General features: G+C 70.5%; 14 protein-coding genes. 5 read left to right on the plus strand and 9 right to left on the minus strand.

The window, feature by feature from the left end; genetic code table 11:
* The first annotated feature begins 1 nt into the window (after position 1).
* Positions 2 to 475, plus strand: a complete 474-nt coding sequence (ybaK, locus tag JR064_RS18470; protein ID WP_206230680.1) for a Cys-tRNA(Pro) deacylase — start codon at positions 2 to 4, stop codon at positions 473 to 475.
* 319 nt (positions 476 to 794) lie between these two features.
* Here ybaK and JR064_RS18475 read toward each other — a convergent pair whose 3' ends face one another.
* From JR064_RS18475 to sufT, 3 genes are all read right to left on the minus strand, one after another.
* The gene (locus JR064_RS18475; protein ID WP_206230681.1) at positions 795 to 2,558 is read right to left on the minus strand and encodes a S8 family peptidase; all 1,764 of its coding nucleotides are present in this window, start codon (positions 2,556 to 2,558) and stop codon (positions 795 to 797) included.
* 584 nt (positions 2,559 to 3,142) lie between these two features.
* Positions 3,143 to 4,243, minus strand: a complete 1,101-nt coding sequence (locus JR064_RS18480) for a branched-chain amino acid aminotransferase (RefSeq protein ID WP_179568152.1) — start codon at positions 4,241 to 4,243, stop codon at positions 3,143 to 3,145.
* Positions 4,244 to 4,344: 101 nt separating this feature from the next.
* On the minus strand, positions 4,345 to 4,896 hold the full coding sequence (sufT, locus tag JR064_RS18485) for a putative Fe-S cluster assembly protein SufT (RefSeq protein ID WP_191826810.1): 552 nt from the start codon (positions 4,894 to 4,896) through the stop codon (positions 4,345 to 4,347).
* Between the two features lie 106 nt (positions 4,897 to 5,002).
* Here sufT and JR064_RS18490 point away from each other — a divergent pair, with 106 nt between their 5' ends.
* Positions 5,003 to 5,422 carry a hypothetical protein gene (locus tag JR064_RS18490; protein ID WP_179568156.1) on the plus strand — a complete coding sequence of 140 codons (420 nt, stop codon included), beginning with the start codon at positions 5,003 to 5,005 and terminating at the stop codon, positions 5,420 to 5,422.
* Between the two features lie 104 nt (positions 5,423 to 5,526).
* Here the strand turns inward: JR064_RS18490 and JR064_RS18495 are convergent, their stop codons facing one another.
* The 3 genes from JR064_RS18495 to JR064_RS18505 are packed head-to-tail and all read right to left on the minus strand — an operon-like array spanning position 5,527 to position 7,759.
* Positions 5,527 to 6,975: an NAD(P)(+) transhydrogenase (Re/Si-specific) subunit beta gene (locus tag JR064_RS18495; RefSeq protein WP_206230682.1), complete on the minus strand. Its 1,449-nt coding sequence runs from the start codon at positions 6,973 to 6,975 to the stop codon at positions 5,527 to 5,529.
* On the minus strand, positions 6,972 to 7,463 hold the full coding sequence (locus JR064_RS18500; RefSeq protein ID WP_206230683.1) for a hypothetical protein: 492 nt from the start codon (positions 7,461 to 7,463) through the stop codon (positions 6,972 to 6,974). The genes JR064_RS18495 and JR064_RS18500 overlap by 4 nt, the downstream gene beginning before the upstream one ends.
* Complete coding sequence (locus JR064_RS18505; RefSeq protein ID WP_206230684.1) at positions 7,460 to 7,759, minus strand: NAD(P) transhydrogenase subunit alpha part 2; 300 nt, start codon at positions 7,757 to 7,759, stop codon at positions 7,460 to 7,462. The genes JR064_RS18500 and JR064_RS18505 overlap by 4 nt, the downstream gene beginning before the upstream one ends.
* A 170-nt stretch (positions 7,760 to 7,929) precedes the next feature.
* Here JR064_RS18505 and JR064_RS18510 point away from each other — a divergent pair, with 170 nt between their 5' ends.
* The 3 genes from JR064_RS18510 to JR064_RS18520 are packed head-to-tail and all read left to right on the plus strand — an operon-like array spanning position 7,930 to position 9,391.
* On the plus strand, positions 7,930 to 8,511 hold the full coding sequence (locus JR064_RS18510) for an RNA polymerase sigma factor (RefSeq protein ID WP_206230685.1): 582 nt from the start codon (positions 7,930 to 7,932) through the stop codon (positions 8,509 to 8,511).
* Positions 8,512 to 8,549: 38 nt separating this feature from the next.
* Positions 8,550 to 8,906, plus strand: coding sequence for a hypothetical protein (locus JR064_RS18515; RefSeq protein WP_206230717.1), 357 nt, complete (start codon positions 8,550 to 8,552; stop codon positions 8,904 to 8,906).
* 5 nt (positions 8,907 to 8,911) lie between these two features.
* Positions 8,912 to 9,391 (plus strand): DUF3106 domain-containing protein, encoded by a 480-nt coding sequence (locus JR064_RS18520; RefSeq protein WP_206230686.1) that lies wholly within the window; start codon positions 8,912 to 8,914, stop codon positions 9,389 to 9,391.
* 474 nt (positions 9,392 to 9,865) lie between these two features.
* Here JR064_RS18520 and JR064_RS18525 read toward each other — a convergent pair whose 3' ends face one another.
* The 3 genes from JR064_RS18525 to JR064_RS18535 all read right to left on the minus strand — a co-directional run bounded on the left by JR064_RS18525 (position 9,866) and on the right by JR064_RS18535 (position 15,973).
* Positions 9,866 to 10,945 carry an NAD(P) transhydrogenase subunit alpha gene (locus JR064_RS18525; protein WP_179568166.1) on the minus strand — a complete coding sequence of 360 codons (1,080 nt, stop codon included), beginning with the start codon at positions 10,943 to 10,945 and terminating at the stop codon, positions 9,866 to 9,868.
* A 233-nt stretch (positions 10,946 to 11,178) separates the two neighbouring features.
* Positions 11,179 to 13,509 carry a DUF1631 domain-containing protein gene (locus JR064_RS18530; protein WP_191826805.1) on the minus strand — a complete coding sequence of 777 codons (2,331 nt, stop codon included), beginning with the start codon at positions 13,507 to 13,509 and terminating at the stop codon, positions 11,179 to 11,181.
* Positions 13,510 to 13,732: 223 nt separating this feature from the next.
* Complete coding sequence (locus JR064_RS18535) at positions 13,733 to 15,973, minus strand: DUF1631 family protein (protein ID WP_179568170.1); 2,241 nt, start codon at positions 15,971 to 15,973, stop codon at positions 13,733 to 13,735.
* Positions 15,974 to 16,061 lie beyond the last annotated feature (88 nt).

Below are 16,061 nucleotides of genomic sequence, written 5' to 3' on the forward strand. Positions count from 1 at the left end.
GATGTCCAAAGCCACCCGCGCAACCAGGGCATTGGACGCGGCCGGCGTCGCCTATCGCCTGCATCCCTACGATTACGAAGCCGAAGCCGGCGCCAAGGGCCTGCAGGCGGCGCAGGCGCTCGGCCTGCCGCCGGCAAGGGTGTTGAAGAGCCTGATGGCGTGGATCGACCAAAACGCCGTGTGCGTGGTGGTGCCCTCCGATCGCCGCGTGCAGCTGAAGAAGCTCGCCACGGCCGGCGCCGGCAAATCGGCACGGATGATGGAAGTGGCCGAGGCCGAGCGCCGCACCGGCTACAAGGTCGGCGGGATCAGTCCGCTGGGCCAGCAGCGGCCGGCGCCGGTGCTGGTCGAGCAATCGGCGCTGGCCCCGGGCAGCGTGTGGTTCAACGCCGGGCAGCGCGGACTGTTGGTCGAAATCGCCGCCGAGCAGGTGCTGGACGTGCTGCAGGCGCGCGCCTGCGATCTATGCGAGTGACGCGTTAGCACGGCGACGTGCGTGGACGGCATGGCAGGAGCGAGGAATACCGCCAGCGGCTGCGTCGACCGCATCCGCAGCGGCATGGCGGCAGGTAGCGAACGCAAGCGAAAACGACCGCCACGCGCGTGCCCCACCTCGATCATCCGCAGCTGCGCGACAGGCGCGCGGATCGGCGCCCACGACAACAAAACAGCCCCGCGCCGGGGCGCGGGGCTGTCGTGTCTGCAGCGTCCAGGGCGTCCTGCCCTGCCGATCCGTTCGGTATTCGCGGCGTACGCGGCGCCGCCGTCCAGGCGAGCGCCGCGCCGCGTGCGGATCAGTAGTTCGCGGTCAGGGTGACGCCCGAGAACGTGCTGTACGCCTTGAGCCGCACGTAGTAGGTGCCGGCGCTGGGCGCGTTGAAGGTGCAGGTCTCGTTGTTGCCGTTGAGATACGGGCGGCACCCATAGGTGCTGTCGGTCGGCGCGCTGCCCAGGCGTACGTACAGGTCGGCATCGCCACTGCCGCCGGAGATGGTGACGGTCAGCGAACTGACGCCGGACGGCACCGTCACGGTGTAGTTCAGCTCCGAGCCGCTGCTGGCGCCGAGCCCGGTGACCGGCACGCCGTCCTGCAGCGTGTTGCCGGTGGGGGGCGTGGTGGTGCCGCCGCCCAGCGCAGCGGTCACCGCGGCATTGGCGTCGAGCAGGCCGGCGCCGCAGCCCTGCGAGCAGGAGAAGCTGGCCGCGGTGCTCTTGATGGTGCTCTCCACCTGCGCCGGGGTCAGCGGGGACGGCGCGACCGACTGCATCAGCGCGACCACGCCGGCCACGTGCGGCGTCGCCATCGAGGTGCCGTTGTAGGACGCGTAGCTGGCATTGCCCGGGGTGGTGGTGCCGTCGTTGAGCGTGGACAGGATGCTCGAGCCCGGTGCGGAGATGTCGATGCCGGTGCCGTAGTTCGAGTAGCTGGCCTTGGCGCGCGAGGAGGTGGTCGCGGCCACCGCGATCACGTTGGCGCAGTTCGCCGGCACCGAGCCGGAGACGTTGGCGGCGCTGTTGCCGGCCGCCACCACCACGGTGGTGCCGCGGCCGACCGCACCGTTGATCGCGTTCTGGTAGGTGGTCGAGCAGGTGCCGCTGCCGCCCAGCGACATGTTGATCACTTCGGCCGGGGTGGTGTTGGCCGGCACGCCGCTGACGGTACCGCCGGAGGCCCAGGTGATCGCGTCGGCGATGTCGGAGGTGTAGCCGCCGCACTTGCCGAGCACGCGCACCGGCAGGATCTTGGCATTGAACGCGGTACCGGCCACGCCGGTGCTGTTGTTGGTCACCGCGGCGATGGTGCCGGCCACGTGGGTGCCGTGCCAGCTGGAATTGGACGCCGGCGAACCGGAGTAGCACTCGTTGGCCGCGGCCCAGTCGCCTTCGTCGGCCGGGTTGCTGTCGCGGCCGTTGCCGTCGCGCGCGTCGGCGGCGACGCTGATGAAATCGTAGCCCGGCAGGACGTTGGCGTTGAGATCGGGGTGGCTGGTGATGCCGGTATCGATCACCGCCACGACCACGCCGTTGCCGGTGGCCTGGTCCCAGGCCGGACGCACGTTGATGCCGGCGGTGGTGGTGCCGAAGGCCCACTGGTTGGACAGGCTGGGATCGTTCGGGGTCAGCGCGATGGTCATGCGCTGGTCGACTTCGACGTACTCGACATTGGGGTCGGCGGCCAGCTGGCGCATCAGCGTCTCGGCCTCGGCGTGATCGAGCGGCCGGTTGGACTGGATCACTTCCGGGCCGACCGCCAGGCGGCGCAGGCTGGTCAGCCCCAGCGCGCGGCCGTTCTTGGCCGGCATCGCCGCGGCGACCGACTGCAGCGTCGCGCGCAGCGAGGCCGAGGTGGTGGCGGCGGACGTGCTGGCGACGCCGACGGGGGCGGCATCGCGGGTCTTGACGATGAAACGTTGCACGGTCGGCTCGGCGTTCAGGCCGGAGAGGTTGACGTCGCCGGCAAATGCCGGGGTCGCCAGCAACAGCGAAGTCAATGCGGACGCTCCCAGCACGACCAGCCAAGGACGCTGGCGCGAACCACGTTGCGAAATTTCGGACATTCGGAACTTCCTTTTCGTTGATTGCCACCTGACGGCGATTTTTCGCGCTGCGGAGGCCTAAACAGGCACTGAATCCGAGTGCAGCGCGACTCCCAGGCCGGCCCCCTGTTGCCAGCCGTTCATCGGACGCTATCCCAATACAGACGCGTATGGACCAACTTTTGATCGTCCAAAATTCATAAGCGTGACGGTTGTCAACATAAAGACGGGCTGCGCTTTATCTTTTTGCGACACGAAGGCAATGACGATGACCCGAGAAGACAGTCCCGGGACATTTTTGCGCGGCGCGGGCATGGTCACGCGCCAATGCAGACAGCCGCCCATCCGTAGAAGCGGGTGCGCTGAACGGCGGCAGGGCCAGCGAACGCCCTGCGCAGCGGTAGTGCCGGGTCGCGCCGCGCATTGGGGACGTCGCGGCGATGCGCGGCCGCACGCGCCGGGCGGTGTGCCGGGGCGGGCCTACGGGCCGCCCGTGGCACATCCGGGAACGGACGACGTCCCCGGGGATCGAAGCTGGGCGCAGCCTGCGCCACGCCCAGCTCGGCGCCCGCCAGCAGTGCCGGCGGGCGGGAGAACGCCTGGACTCAGCCCAACCGCAACAGCCAGCCGTGGCGGTCGGCCACGCGGCCGTACTGGATGTCGGTCAGTTCCTGGCGCAGCGACAGGGTCACCGGGCCGGCCGGTGCGGTCAGGTCGCCGACCTCGAAATCCTTGCCCTTCAGCTGCCCGATCGGGGTCACCACCGCGGCGGTGCCGCAGGCGAAGACCTCGGCGATCGCACCGGAAGCCACGCCGTCGCGCCACTCGTCGATGGTCACCTGGCGCTCGACCACCTGCATGCCGCGATCGCGCGCCAACTGCAGGATGCTGTCGCGGGTGATGCCCTCGAGGATGCTGCCGGACAGCGCCGGGGTGACCAGGCTGCCGTCGCGCATCACCAGGAACACGTTCATGCCGCCCAGCTCTTCCAGATACTTGCCCTCGACCGGGTCCAGGAACAGCACCTGCGAGCAGCCCTGCGCCTGCGCCTGCTGCTGCGGCAGCAGCGAGGCGGCGTAGTTGCCGCCGCACTTGGCCGCGCCGGTGCCGCCCTTGGCCGCGCGCGCGTAGTCGGTGGACAGCCAGATCGCCACCGGCGCCACGCCCTTGGCGAAGTAGGCGCCGGCCGGGCTGGCGATGACGTAGTAGCCGGCCTTCTGCGCCGCGCGCACGCCCAGGAACGCCTCGTTGGCGATCATGAACGGACGGAAGTACAGGCTGGTCTCCGGCGCCGACGGCACCCACGCGGCATCGACCGCGATCAGCTGGCGCAGCGATTCGACGAACAGCTCCACCGGCAGCTCCGGCAGCGCCAGGCGCTGCGCCGAGCGCTGCAGGCGCTTGCCGTTGGCGTCCGGGCGGAAGGTCCAGATCGAACCGTCGGCATGGCGATAGGCCTTGATGCCCTCGAAGATCTCCTGCCCGTAGTGCAGCACCGAGGCGGCCGGATCCAGCGCCAGTGGGCCGTAGGCGCGCACCTGGGCGTCGTGCCAGCCCTGCTCGCGGTCCCATTCGATGGCGACCATGTGGTCGGTGAAGTAGTTGCCGAAGCCCGGCGCGGCAAGGATCTGCGCGCGCGCGTCGGCGCTGCGTGCGGTGGTGGACGGGATCAGGCGGAACTGCGAAGACGGCTCGGTAGCGGACACCGGGGTTTCCTGTGGTAGTCGAGGGACGGCCGTGCCGCTGCATCATCGAGGCGCAGCGGCGGCGCCTTGTCCCGGCCCCAGGTCGCGCAGTCGCGCGCGGGTCAGAGCATGCCGGTTTCGAGGCGGGCGGCCTCGGACATCATATGCCGGCCCCACGGCGGATCGAACACCAGTTCGACATCGGCCTCGGCGATGGTCGGGATCAGCTCCAGCTTGCTGCGCACGTCGTCGACCAGGATGTCGCCCATGCCGCAGCCCGGCGCGGTCAGCGTCATCTTCACCTCGACCATGCGCTGGCCGTCCTCGCGCGGCTGCATGTCGACTTCGTAGACCAAGCCCAGATCGACGATGTTGAACGGGATCTCCGGATCGAAGCAGGTGCGCAGCTGTTGCCAGATCAGCGCCTCGACCTGCTCGTCGCCGGCGCCTTCCGGCAGGTCCAGGCCCGGCGGCGGTTCCTTGCCGATCGCGTCGCCGTCCTTGCCGGCGATGCGGAACAGGTTGCCTTCCACGAACACCGTATAGCTGCCGCCCAGCGCCTGGGTGATGTAGCCGTAGCTGCCGGCCGGCAGGGTGACCGCGTCGCCTTGCGGCACCATCACCGCCGCGCAATCGCGTTCGAATTGGACAGGTTCGCTGCTGCGTGAGTACATGGGGGCGATATGGGGGCTGGCCCCGCCGGTGCAAGTCGTCCAGTTTATCCGAGTGCGCGGCGAACGCGGCGAAGGGTATCCTGTACGGATTCTCCGGGAACATCGCATGCCGCCCTCTTCCACGCCGGCCAGGACTTCGCACTGGCTATGGCCCTTGCTGCTCTGCCTGGGCTGTTTCACCGCCCTGATCGCCTGGATGCTGGTCGCGCTGAGCCTGGGCCACCAATCCGGCTGGATGGCGGTGCTGGTGGCGCTGGAGGTCGCGTGGATGCTGCGCCTGGGCACGCTGCCGCGCGGCAAGCTGCGCATCGCCGTGGCGGTGCTCGCCACCGCGCTGGTGATCGTCGCCGCCAACTGGGGCATCGCCGCCGCGCACGTAGGCGCCGGGCTGGGCCTGGATACCTGGGATTCGTCGCTGAAACTGGGCGCGCGCTACGCCTGGACGCTGACCGTGCTGGCCAACCGCCCCGGCGACGTGCTGTGGCTGGGCATCGGCCTGGTCGTGGCCTATTTCAGCGCGCGCTGAAGGCAAAGGTCGCGGCTGAAGCCGCTCCTACAGTGTTCCCGCAAGCCCTGTAGGAGCGGCTTCGGCCGCGACAGCATCCATGGGCGCCGATCGCCGGCGCCGGTTCAATGCCCGCCGTCGAGCGCCTTCAATTCGCTGACCAGCGCGCCGGCCGCCTCGGCGCCGTCGCCGTACAGCATGCGCGTGTTGTCGGCGTAGAACAGCGCGTTCTCGATTCCGGCAAAGCCGGTGCCCTTGCCGCGCTTGATCACCACGACGTTCTTGGAATTGACCACGTCCAGGATCGGCATGCCGTAGATCGGGCTGGCCGGATCGGTCTTGGCGACCGGGTTGACCACGTCGTTGGCGCCGATCACCAGCGACACGTCGGTGCTGGGGAACTCGGGATTGATGTCGTCCATGTCGGCGATCAGGTCGTAGGGCACACCGGCCTCGGCCAGCAGCACGTTCATGTGCCCGGGCATGCGTCCGGCCACCGGGTGGATCGCGAACTTGACCTTGACCCCGCGCTCGATCAGCCGCTGCGCCAGCTCCCAGATCTTGTGCTGCGCCTGCGCCACCGCCATGCCGTAGCCGGGCACGATCACCACGCGTTCGGCGTAGGCCATCATCGCCGCCACGTCGCCGGCCTCGATCGGCTTCTGCGCGCCGCTGATCTCCTGCGCCTGGCCGCCGCCGCCGAAGTTGGAGAACAGCACGCCGCTGATCGGCCGGTTCATCGCCTTGGCCATCAGCCGGGTCAGCAGGATGCCGGCCGCGCCGACCATCATGCCGGCGATGATCAGCGCCTCGTTGCCGAGCACGTAGCCTTCGAACGCGACCGCCAGGCCGGTGAAGGCGTTGTACAGCGAGATCACCACCGGCATGTCGGCGCCGCCGATCGGCAGCGTCATCAGCACGCCCAGCGCCAGCGCCAGCGCGAAGAAGGCGACGATCGCCACCGGGCTGAGCCCGATTGCGGCCCAGGCGCCCAGGCCCAGCATCGCCACGAACACCAGCAGGTTGAACGCCTGCTGCCCGGGGAAGGTGACGCGCTTGTCCAGCCGCCCGTCGAGCTTGGCCCAGGCGATGACCGAGCCGGACAGCGAGATCGCGCCGATCGCCGAGCCGACGATGGCCAGCGCCAGCGTGGTCGCATCGGGCTGGCGCGCGGCCAGCGCGGCGATCGCGCTCTCGCTCCAGTGCGAGGTGTCGCGGTGCGCCAGGAACGAGAAGCGCAGCAGTTCCACCGCGCCGATCGCCGCCGCCGAGCCGCCGCCCATGCCGTTGTACAGCGCGACCATCTGCGGCATGTCGGTGATGGCGACCTTCTTGGCCGAGATCCAGGCCGCGCCGGTGCCGATCACGATCGCCAGCAGGATCAGGGTCAGGTTGTGCAGGCCGGGCAGCAGGAACGTCGCCGCGGTCGCCAGCAACATGCCGAAGCCGGCCCAATGGATGCCGCTGCGCGCGGTCTTGGGCGAGGCCATGCGCTGCAGGCCGAGCAGGAACAGGGTGGCGGCCACCAGGTAGCTGGCCTTCACCAGCCAGGACAGTGCTTCGGCGGTGCTCATGCGGGTTCCCCTGCCAGCGGCGCCGCGGCATCCGGCTGACGATCCAGGCGATGGTGCTCGAACATCTCGATCGCGGTCTTCAGCAGCCCCACCATGCCCAGGCCGAACGCGACCAGGCCCAGCGACAGCTGGTTCAGCGCGGTGGTGCTGGCCAGGTAGGCGCCGACCAGACCGATCACGACCGGCAGCAGCGCCTCGATCGACAGCAGCCACAGCATCAGCCGGCCTTTGCGCGGGTCCTGCCAGACCCGGTGAGAGATCTTGTTCTGGGTGCGGGTGGGGTCCTGCAGCGAGGACAGACCCACGCCCACGCCGGCGTAGAGCAAGGCGTAGTTCCAGTCGTCGAACATGCCGACCATGCCGGCGAACAGCGGCTTGACCGCGTAGACCGCGGCCACGACCAGCGCCGGATACTGCAGGTAGCTCAACAGTTGGAACCAGACCCTGGCGCCCTGCGGGCGCACCGCGACCAGCTGCGCGGCGCTCATGGCTTGTCCCCCGGCTTCTTGGAACTCTTGAACATCTCCAGCATGCGCTCGGTGACCACGTAGCCGCCGGCGGCGTTGCCGGCGCCGAGCAGCACCGCGAGGAAGCCCAACGCCTTCTCCAGCGTGGTGTCGGCATGGCCGAGCACCACCATCGCGCCGATCAGCACGATGCCGTGGATGAAGTTGGAACCGGACATCAGCGGGGTGTGCAGGATCACCGGCACCCGCGAGATGATCACATGCCCGGCGATGGCCGCCAGCATGAAGATGTACAAGGCCACGAAACCGTCGCTCATTCCGCTTCTCCCGGGCGCCGCGCCCGACCGCCGCAATCATAACCGGGTGCTGAATCGGTGGGCGATGGCTGTCTGGGGCGGAAAGCGGCGGCGAACGGGGGCCGTCGCCAGGTCAACCCCGGCGGCGGCAACGCGTTATCCACGGTATCCCCGCGCCAGGAAGCTAAGCTGTGCTGGTGAGCACGCCCGCCCTCGATCCCCCGACGACCGACCTCGACAGCGACGACGCCGCGCGTCCGCTGCCGGCGTCGCTGGATGCGTTCCTGGCCGAGATCGGCCCGCGCGCGTTCCGCTTCGCCGAGGCCGGCCTGCGCCAGCGCGAGGATGCGCTGGATGCCGTGCAGGACGCGATGATCAAGCTGCTCGCCTACCGCGAGCGGCCGGCGCAGGAATGGACCCCGCTGTTCTGGAGCATCCTGCGCCGGCGCATCATCGACCTGCAGCGCCGCCGCGGCTTCCGCCTGCGCTTCTGGGCGCCGGCCAGCGAGCACGGCGAGGACAGCCAGCCGGACTGGGCCGACGAAGGCCCGACGCCGGCGCAGCGCCACGAGCAGCAGCAGACGCATGCGCGGCTGGTCACGGCGTTGCGCGCGCTGCCGGCGCGGCAGCGCGAAGCCTTCACCCTGCGCGTGCTCGAGGAGCTGGACGTGGCCACCACCGCACGCGCGATGGGCTGCTCCGAAGGCTCGGTCAAGACCCATCTGTCGCGCGCCCGCGAGGCGTTGCAGAAACTTCTGGAGGACGTCCGGTGAAACCCGACACCACACATTCGGCCGCGTTCGACGCGCAGATGCGCCGCGCGCACCAGACCTCGCTGCAGGCGTTGCCGGCACCGACCCTGGCGCGACTGCGCGCCGCCCGCCACGCCGCCAGCCGCCCCCACGCCGCGCCGGCGCGACGCTGGGGCTGGCTGCTGGCGGCGGCCCCGGCCCTGCTCGGCGCCACCTTCGGCATGCATCTGCTGCTGCGCCCGGCGCTGCCCGTCGCGGTCCAGGCGGCGAGCGTCGCCGGCGCTCCCGCCGCGGCCGCGGTGTCCGCGAGCGTCGCCGCGCAAGGCGACGGCGACGATGCCGTGGCCGGCCTGCTCGACGAAAACCCCGACCTGTACCTGTGGCTGGGTTCCGATACTTCGCTGGCGATGGAATGAACACGATGAACCGCCTGATCCGCATGTCCCTGGCGCTGGCCCTGCTGGCCGGGGCCACCCCGCTGGCGACGTTCGCCGCGCCGCCACCGCCACCGCCGGCGGATACCGACGCCGATGCGGGTCCGCCGCTGCCGGACTGGGAGCACCTGAGCGCGCAGCAGCGCGAGCTGCTGATCGCGCCGATGCGCCAGCGCTGGAACGATGCGCCGCAGCAGCGGCGCAGGATGTTCGAGCACGCGCAGCGCTGGCAGAGCATGACCCCCGAGCAGCGCGAACGCGCGCGCAAGGGCGCGCGTCGCTACGAAGACATGACGCCGCAGCAGCGCGAAGAGGCGCGGGTCCTGTTCGAACGCATGCGGGCGCTGCCGCCGGAGCAACGCAAGGCGCTGCGCGATCGCTGGGAAGCGATGACCCCGCAGCAGCGCGACGCCTGGATCAAGGCCAACGCCAGTCCGGACACCAGGCCTGTGCCGGGTTCCAGGTGACCGTCCCGTAAGCGCGCCGAGGCGGCGGCGCTTTTCTATCGCTGTCTAAACGCTGCCGTCGCGACTGGGGGCCGGTCTGGAGCATCGATCGCGACGCAACGCCGGTCGAATCCGTCGCGACGCGACGCCAGGCTGCATCGCACCACCGTCAGAGCCGGAAATGCGCCGGCAGGTGGACGCAGGGGCCTTGCTCGGAGACTTTGCAGGGGTGGGCGCGCTTCCCGGCCGCCATCGAGCGAACATTCGGGACTGGCGTCATCGGCAATGCCCGTCGCGACTGAAGTCGCTCCCACAGTTGGCTCCCGCAGCTCGCCCACCGCCTGCAACTTGCGGCTGGCCGTTGCCTCATTGGGGCCGGCACGATGCGGGGAATGTCGGGAGACAACGCTCTGGCAGCGCCGGCACCTGTCGCATCGGCGCGCGGCGTCGGTGCCGGCCGCCGTGGCAGGCACGGCACGCGGCCGACAGCACCGATCAACCGGTCCAGCGGGTCTTGGCCAGCAACTCGTCGTCCCAGTCGTAGGCGATCGCGCCGTCCTTCAGGAACAGCGCGACGAAGTTGTAGACGTTGCGCGCATACATCTCGCTGGCGTGCACGGCGCCCATGCTGGCCAGGTCGAGCGGGCCGGCGACGACCACGCCGGCATGCTCGATGGTGTCGCCGGGGCGGGTCAGTTCGCAGTTGCCGCCGGTCTCGGCAGCCAGGTCCACCACCACGCTGCCCGGCTTCATGCCCTCGACCATCGCCGTGCTGAGGATCTTCGGTGCCGGGCGCCCGGGCACCGCGGCGGTGCAGACCACTACGTCGATGCCTTTCAGGTGCTCGGCCAGGCGCCGCTGCTGCTCGGCGCGCTCCTCCTCGGTCAGCTGCCGCGCGTAGCCGCCCTCGCCCGCCGCGCTGACCCCCAGGTCGAGGAACTTGCCGCCCAGCGATTCGATCTGCTCGCGCGTCTCCGGACGCACGTCGAAGCCTTCGACCTGCGCACCCAGGCGCTTGGCGGTGGCGATGGCCTGCAGGCCGGCGACGCCGGCGCCGACGATCAGCACCTTGGACGGACGGATGGTGCCGGCGGCGGTGGTCAGCATCGGGAAGAAGCGCGGCGCCAGCTGCGCGGCGATCAGGGTGGCCTTGTAGCCGGCCATGCCGGCCTGCGAGCTGAGCACGTCCATCGCCTGGGCGCGGGTGGTGCGCGGCAGCCGTTCCAGCGGGAACGCGACCAGCTGCCGCGCCTGCATCGCCTCGGCGCGCGCCGGGTCGGCCTGCGGCTGCAGGATGCCGACCACGCCGGCGGCGGGCTTGAGCTGGTTCAGCGCGACGACCGGCAGCGGCTGCACGCACAGCACCAGGTCGGCCTGCGCCGGGGTCGCGGCATCGGCGAGCTGCGCGCCTGCCGCGAGATAGGCCGCATCGACGAAGCCGGCGGACACGCCGGCGCCGGGTTCGACATGCACCTGCGCGCCGAGCGCGACCAGCTTCTTCACCGTCTCCGGCGTCGCCGCCACGCGGCGTTCGCCGTGCGCCGATTCCTTCACCACCAGCACCTGCACTGCCATGCGATTCCCCGTGCGTTGCCCGCCCTAGTCGGCGCCGATGCTACAGGGTCCGCGCGGCGATGGCAGCGCCGGGCGAGCGGTTCGCAGGCGGTTTTTGTAGGAGCGGCTTCAGCCGCGACGGCATTCCCGGGAACGCCCGGTCGCGGCTGAAGCCGCTCCTACAAGGGCATGCACCGCGCGCAGAGCCTGGGAAGGCGGCGAGACAGAATCCATCCGCCTCCTGCCAACGGCCCTCAATGCAGCGTCGCGTTCTGCGGGTCGAGCCGGTCGATGACGCCCTGCATCGCGCTGTCGAACGCGCCATCGTTGATATGGCTGCGCAGCCGGCCCAGCCGCACCATCACCGCCAGTTCCTCCGGCGAGGCCACGCAGAAGCGCACGCCGCGGCGGTTGACGAACAGCAGCCGCGCCGAGATCGGGCTCACCCACGACAGCTTGCCGGTCTGCACCTTGCCGTCGCGGTCGATGAAATCCAGCCAGGTGCCGATCGCCATCTTGCGGAAGCGGTCGGCATCGGCGTTGTCGAAGTCGTCCACCGTTTCCGGCGTGGTCAGTTCCACCGGCTGCGCCTCCTGCACCGGCGGTTGCGGCAGCGTCACCTGCGGCAGTTCCGGCAGCGGGCGCTCCAGTTCCGGACGCAGTTCGGCGACCGCCTGCAGCGTGTCGTGCAGCACGTTGATCGCCGAAGCGGCCGCCTCGGCATGCAGGCCGACGCTGGCGAAGACCTTGGTCAGCGGTCCCTGCCAGGCCTGCAGCCAGGGCTTGCCGACGATGTGCCGCTGCGCCTCGGCCGCTTCCTCGAGCAGGCCGTCGGCCAGCGCCAGCGCGTCGCGCACGCCGGCGCCGTCCTCGCCCTCGCGCAGCACCGCCATGGTCAGATGGTGCTGCCACGGCTGGCGCAGGAAGTCGTCCAGCGCCCGCGGCAGCTGCCGGCCCTGCAAGCGCGCCTGCAGTTCCGCCTCGGCGCGCTGCCGCGCCAGTTCCAGCTTTTCCTGGCCGCGCTGGGTCTCGGCGGCGCGGCGCTCGGCGATCTCGATGCGGCGCCGGTGCTGGGCCAGGAACTCGCGGAATTCCTCTTCCAGGGTCAGGAAGATCGCCAGGTTCTCGTTGAACTCGGCGACCAGCCGCTCGATGATCTCCTCGACCTTGCCCATCAGCACGCGCTCGGCCGGGCTCTCGCCGGTATTGCCTTCGCAGGCCTCGGCCAGCGAGTTGAGCAGGCGCCGCGCCGGGTGGGTCTTCTGCACGAACATGCGCCGGTCCAGCAGCGCGACCTTGACGAACGGCACCACCAGCCGCCCGATCAGCTCGCGCGAGCGCCCTTCCAGGTCGCGCTCGTCGAGCATCACGTCGAACAGCATGCCGACCAGGTCGATCGCGTCCTCGTCGACCGGATCCAGCCGCGCATGCGCCGGATCCACGCCGAACTGGGTGGCGTTGGACAACACCTCGCTCTTCAGCCGCTGTGCCAGCGATTCACCGTCGTCGCCGATCGCCGCGCGCAGCGTGGCGCTGGGCGTGGCCTGCAGCAGCGACAGCACCGAGATCATTTCGCGCTGGCTCAACGAGCGCTGCTGGCCGACCGCGGCGCTGGCCGCGGAGGTGGCGTTCTCGCGCACGCTGCGGGTCTGCTGCAACAGTTCGTGCAGCGCCTCCAGCAGCACGCCCTGGCTGCCGCCGGGCAGGTTGGCGCCGGCCTCGGCATAGCCATCGGTAGCCTGCAGCCGGCCGCGGCTCTCGGCCCAGCGGTTGACGAAGCGGCTGGCCCAGGCCGGCGCGTACTGCTCGTCGTACTCGCCCGCCTCGCCGGCAGCGCCGCTGTCCTCGCCGAACCCGGGGGTGTCGCCGCGTGCCTGGCGCTCTTCCGGCGGCGACGGCGCGCGGCGCGGCGGCGGTGGCGGGCGCGGCCGCGAGATTTCCGGCATCACCCCGGCCCGCGCCAGGCTGTCGTCCAGTTCCTGGTAGAGCTTGCCAATGCCACCGGTGAGGTCGCGCTCGCACAGCTTGATCAGCACCAGCCGCACTTCCGGGGCGAAATCGCTGGTGGAGAACGCGGCATGCACCGCGACGCCGATGTGTTCGGGGCCGACCGGATTGGTGTCGGCGTCCAGTTCCAGGCCGCCGGCGATCCAGCCCAGGCGGCGGTCGATGCGGCTGAGCACCGGTTTCCATTCGCGCAGCAGCACGCTGGCCAGGTTGCGCACCGCCAGCCGCGATTCCAGTTCGTGTTCGGACACCAGGCTCAGCCCCTGGCCGTAGCCGGCCAGCGCCACTTCGGCCGACAGCGGCGCACCGGCTTCCAGCGCCTGCCAGGCCTGGTCCAGTTGCGCACGGAAGCGCACGCCGATTTCGTCGCGGCGGCGGCGCAGCTCGCGCATGCCGTCCAGGAACAGGAGCTGCGAGGCGCCGGCGCTCTCGGCGCGGTCGAACAGCACGTCGTCGAAATGCGCCAGCGCGGCAGCGAACGCCTGCCCCAGCACCGGCAGCATGCCGTCGCGCGCCTGCATCAGCAGATGCGGGTCGCGCGCGGGATGTGCGTGCGGCGAGCTGGGGCTGAAACTCATGCGCGAAGGCTCCGCGCCGGGAGCGGCGCTAGGAAAAGAGTAAAAGGAAGTCGAACGGACACGGCCCCTGTTTCCGCCTCTGCATGGTAGGCAAGGTACCTGAACAGCAACCGTGACGCGCTACACATTTTACGCTCCGGAACGTGACCTCGTCCGTCATCCTAGGCGGTCTTTACGTAACGTCACCTGCAAGACCGTGCGAAACGCGCCTGCCCAGGCGCGTTCAGGCCGCGACCGCGACCCGTTCCAACCGGTCCACCGCACCCTGCATCGCGCTGTAGAACGCATCGTCGTCGCGATGCAGGCGCAAGCGATCCAGCTGCACCATCATCGCCAGCGCCTCCGGCGAGGCGACGCACAGGCGGCCGCCGCGGCGGTTGACGAACATCAGCCGCGACGAGATCGGGCTGACCCAGGACAATTTGCCCGGCTGCACGCGCCCTTCGCGATCGACGAAGTCCAGCCAGGTCCCCATCGCCAGGGTGCGGAAATACTCGGCGGTGGTGTGGTCGAAATCGGCCGCCTGCGCCGGCTCGGGCAACGCCGGCACGGTCTCGGCCGCCGGCGTCTCGGCAGCGGCCGGCGCGGGCGCAGGTGCCGGCGCCTGCAGCGGGCGCGCATGCGCCACATCGTCCAGGGCCGCCTGCAAGCCCAGCCAGGCGGCGTCGGCGGCGGCCGCATCCAGGCCGACGCTGGTCCACAGCCGCAACAGCTCGGCGCGCTGCGGCTGCAGCCAGCCGCCCGCCGGCACGCCGCCGCCGGTCTGCGCCTGGCGGCATTGCGCCAGCACCGCATCGCCAAGCGCCAGCGCCGCGCTCACCGCCGCGCCATGGCCGTCGTCGCGCAGCGCCGACTGCTGCAGGTACTGGCACCACGGCTGGCGCAGGAAGGTGTCGATCGGCAACGGCAAGGCCGCACCGTCCGCGTCGCCCTGCACGCGTTCGTCCACGGCCTGTGCGGCCAGGCGCCGTGCCTTGTCGCGGCGTTCCTCGGCGCGCTGCAGCTCGGCCGCGCGGCGCTCGGCGATCTCCACCCGGCGCCGGTACTGCTCGTAGGCGCTGCCGAATTCCGCCTCCAGGGTCAGGAACACCGCCAGGTGCTCGTCGAAGTCGCTCACCACCCGCTCCACCACCGCCTGCGCCTGCGCCTGCAGCACCTGTTCGATCGCGCTGTCGCCGGCATTGCCGTCGCAGGCATCGGCCAGCAGATTGAGCAGGCGCCGCGCCGGATGCCCGTCGCGCACGAACAGGCGGCCGTCGATCAGCGCCACCTTGGCCAGCGGCACCAGCATCTGCCCGAGCAGTTCGCGTTGCGCCGGTTGCAGCACGCATTCGTCGAGCATGACCTCGAACAGCAGGCCGACCAGGTCCAGCGTGTCCGCATCGGCCGGCTCCAGGCGGGTGCTGGCCGGATCCAGCCCCAGCGACGCGCCGATCGCCACCACCTGCCGGCGCAGCCCCTGCGCCAGCGATTCGCCGTGTTCGGCGATCGCGGCGAAGCCGGCCAGCGGCGTGGTCTGCAGCAGCGACAGCACCGACAGCAGTTCGCGCGGCGACAGGCTGCGGCGCGCATCGTCGGCGGGATCGGGGGCGACCGGCTGCGCTTCGTGCAGCAAGGCGCGCAGCGCCGGCGGCAGCACCTCATGGTCGTCGCGGGCATGCGCGTCCAGCACGCGCGCCGCGCGCCGCTGCGCGGCCGACAGCGGCGCGGCGGCATGCCAGCTCTCGAAGAAGCGGCTGATCCAGTCCGGCGCCGCTTCGTCGCCGCTGGCGCCGTTGCGCGGGATGGCGCGGCGGCGGGTGCGCCCCATCGGCAGCGAACGCGCCCGCGCGACCTGGTCCAGGCGCTGCTCCAGCCGCGCGTACAGCTCGCCGACCCGCTCCTGCAGTTCCTGCTCGCAGATCTTGACGATCGCCAGTTGCACCTGCGGCGCCAGCACCAGACCGTGCAGCGCCGCATACACCGCCGCGCCGATATGCTCGGGACCGAACGGGTTGTTGTCGGCATCGATGCGCTGGCCGCCGGCGATGAAACCGAGGAAACGGTTGAGCCGCATCAGTTCCGGGCGCCAGCGGTGCTGGATCGCGCCGGCCAGGTTGCGCACCGCCAGGCGCACGTCCAGCTCCTGTTCGGAGACCAGGCTCAGGTCGCCGCGCTCGCGCGCCAGGGTGCGTTCCACCGACAGCGGGCGACCGGCCTCCAGGGCCTGCCAGGCCTGCGCCAGGTGCCCGCGGAAGCGCGCCGCGATCGGCTCGCGCTGCTGCCGCAGCAGCTGGATCGCCTCGAAATAGTCGTTCTGGGTCGGCCCCGCGCGCTCGGCCATGCGGAACAGCGCATCGGCGAGCACGTCCAGCACCTCGCCGAACGCCTCTGCAAGCGGCACCGATACCACGTCCCGGACCTGGTCGAGCAGGTCCGAATTGCGGCTGGGCAGCAGCTCCTCGGCATATTCGGCGATTGTCATGGCAGTGTGATACGCAAACGCAAGTGAGACCGACGTCAATTCGGAAGTTAGCGGCAGATCGAGGATGAAGCTTGACTCTCCGTGTAAC

This window comes from Xanthomonas bonasiae, from assembly GCF_017163705.1.
Lineage (GTDB): Bacteria > Pseudomonadota > Gammaproteobacteria > Xanthomonadales > Xanthomonadaceae > Xanthomonas_A > Xanthomonas_A bonasiae.

Bases quoted from the DNA above. Each gene is read 5' to 3' on its own strand.
- JR064_RS18495 (WP_206230682.1), bottom strand. From the start codon at position 6,975: ATGAGCACCGCCGAAGCACTGTCCTGGCTGGTGAAGGCCAGCTACCTG.
- JR064_RS18535 (WP_179568170.1), bottom strand. From the start codon at position 15,973: ATGACAATCGCCGAATATGCCGAGGAGCTGCTGCCCAGCCGCAATTCG.
- JR064_RS18520 (WP_206230686.1), top strand. From the start codon at position 8,912: ATGAACCGCCTGATCCGCATGTCCCTGGCGCTGGCCCTGCTGGCCGGG.
- JR064_RS18475 (WP_206230681.1), bottom strand. From the start codon at position 2,558: ATGTCCGAAATTTCGCAACGTGGTTCGCGCCAGCGTCCTTGGCTGGTC.
- JR064_RS18490 (WP_179568156.1), top strand. From the start codon at position 5,003: ATGCCGCCCTCTTCCACGCCGGCCAGGACTTCGCACTGGCTATGGCCC.
- JR064_RS18525 (WP_179568166.1), bottom strand. From the start codon at position 10,945: ATGGCAGTGCAGGTGCTGGTGGTGAAGGAATCGGCGCACGGCGAACGC.
- sufT (WP_191826810.1), bottom strand. From the start codon at position 4,896: ATGTACTCACGCAGCAGCGAACCTGTCCAATTCGAACGCGATTGCGCG.
- JR064_RS18515 (WP_206230717.1), top strand. From the start codon at position 8,550: ATGCGCCGCGCGCACCAGACCTCGCTGCAGGCGTTGCCGGCACCGACC.
- JR064_RS18530 (WP_191826805.1), bottom strand. From the start codon at position 13,509: ATGAGTTTCAGCCCCAGCTCGCCGCACGCACATCCCGCGCGCGACCCG.
- JR064_RS18505 (WP_206230684.1), bottom strand. From the start codon at position 7,759: ATGAGCGACGGTTTCGTGGCCTTGTACATCTTCATGCTGGCGGCCATC.
- JR064_RS18500 (WP_206230683.1), bottom strand. From the start codon at position 7,463: ATGAGCGCCGCGCAGCTGGTCGCGGTGCGCCCGCAGGGCGCCAGGGTC.
- ybaK (WP_206230680.1), top strand. From the start codon at position 2: ATGTCCAAAGCCACCCGCGCAACCAGGGCATTGGACGCGGCCGGCGTC.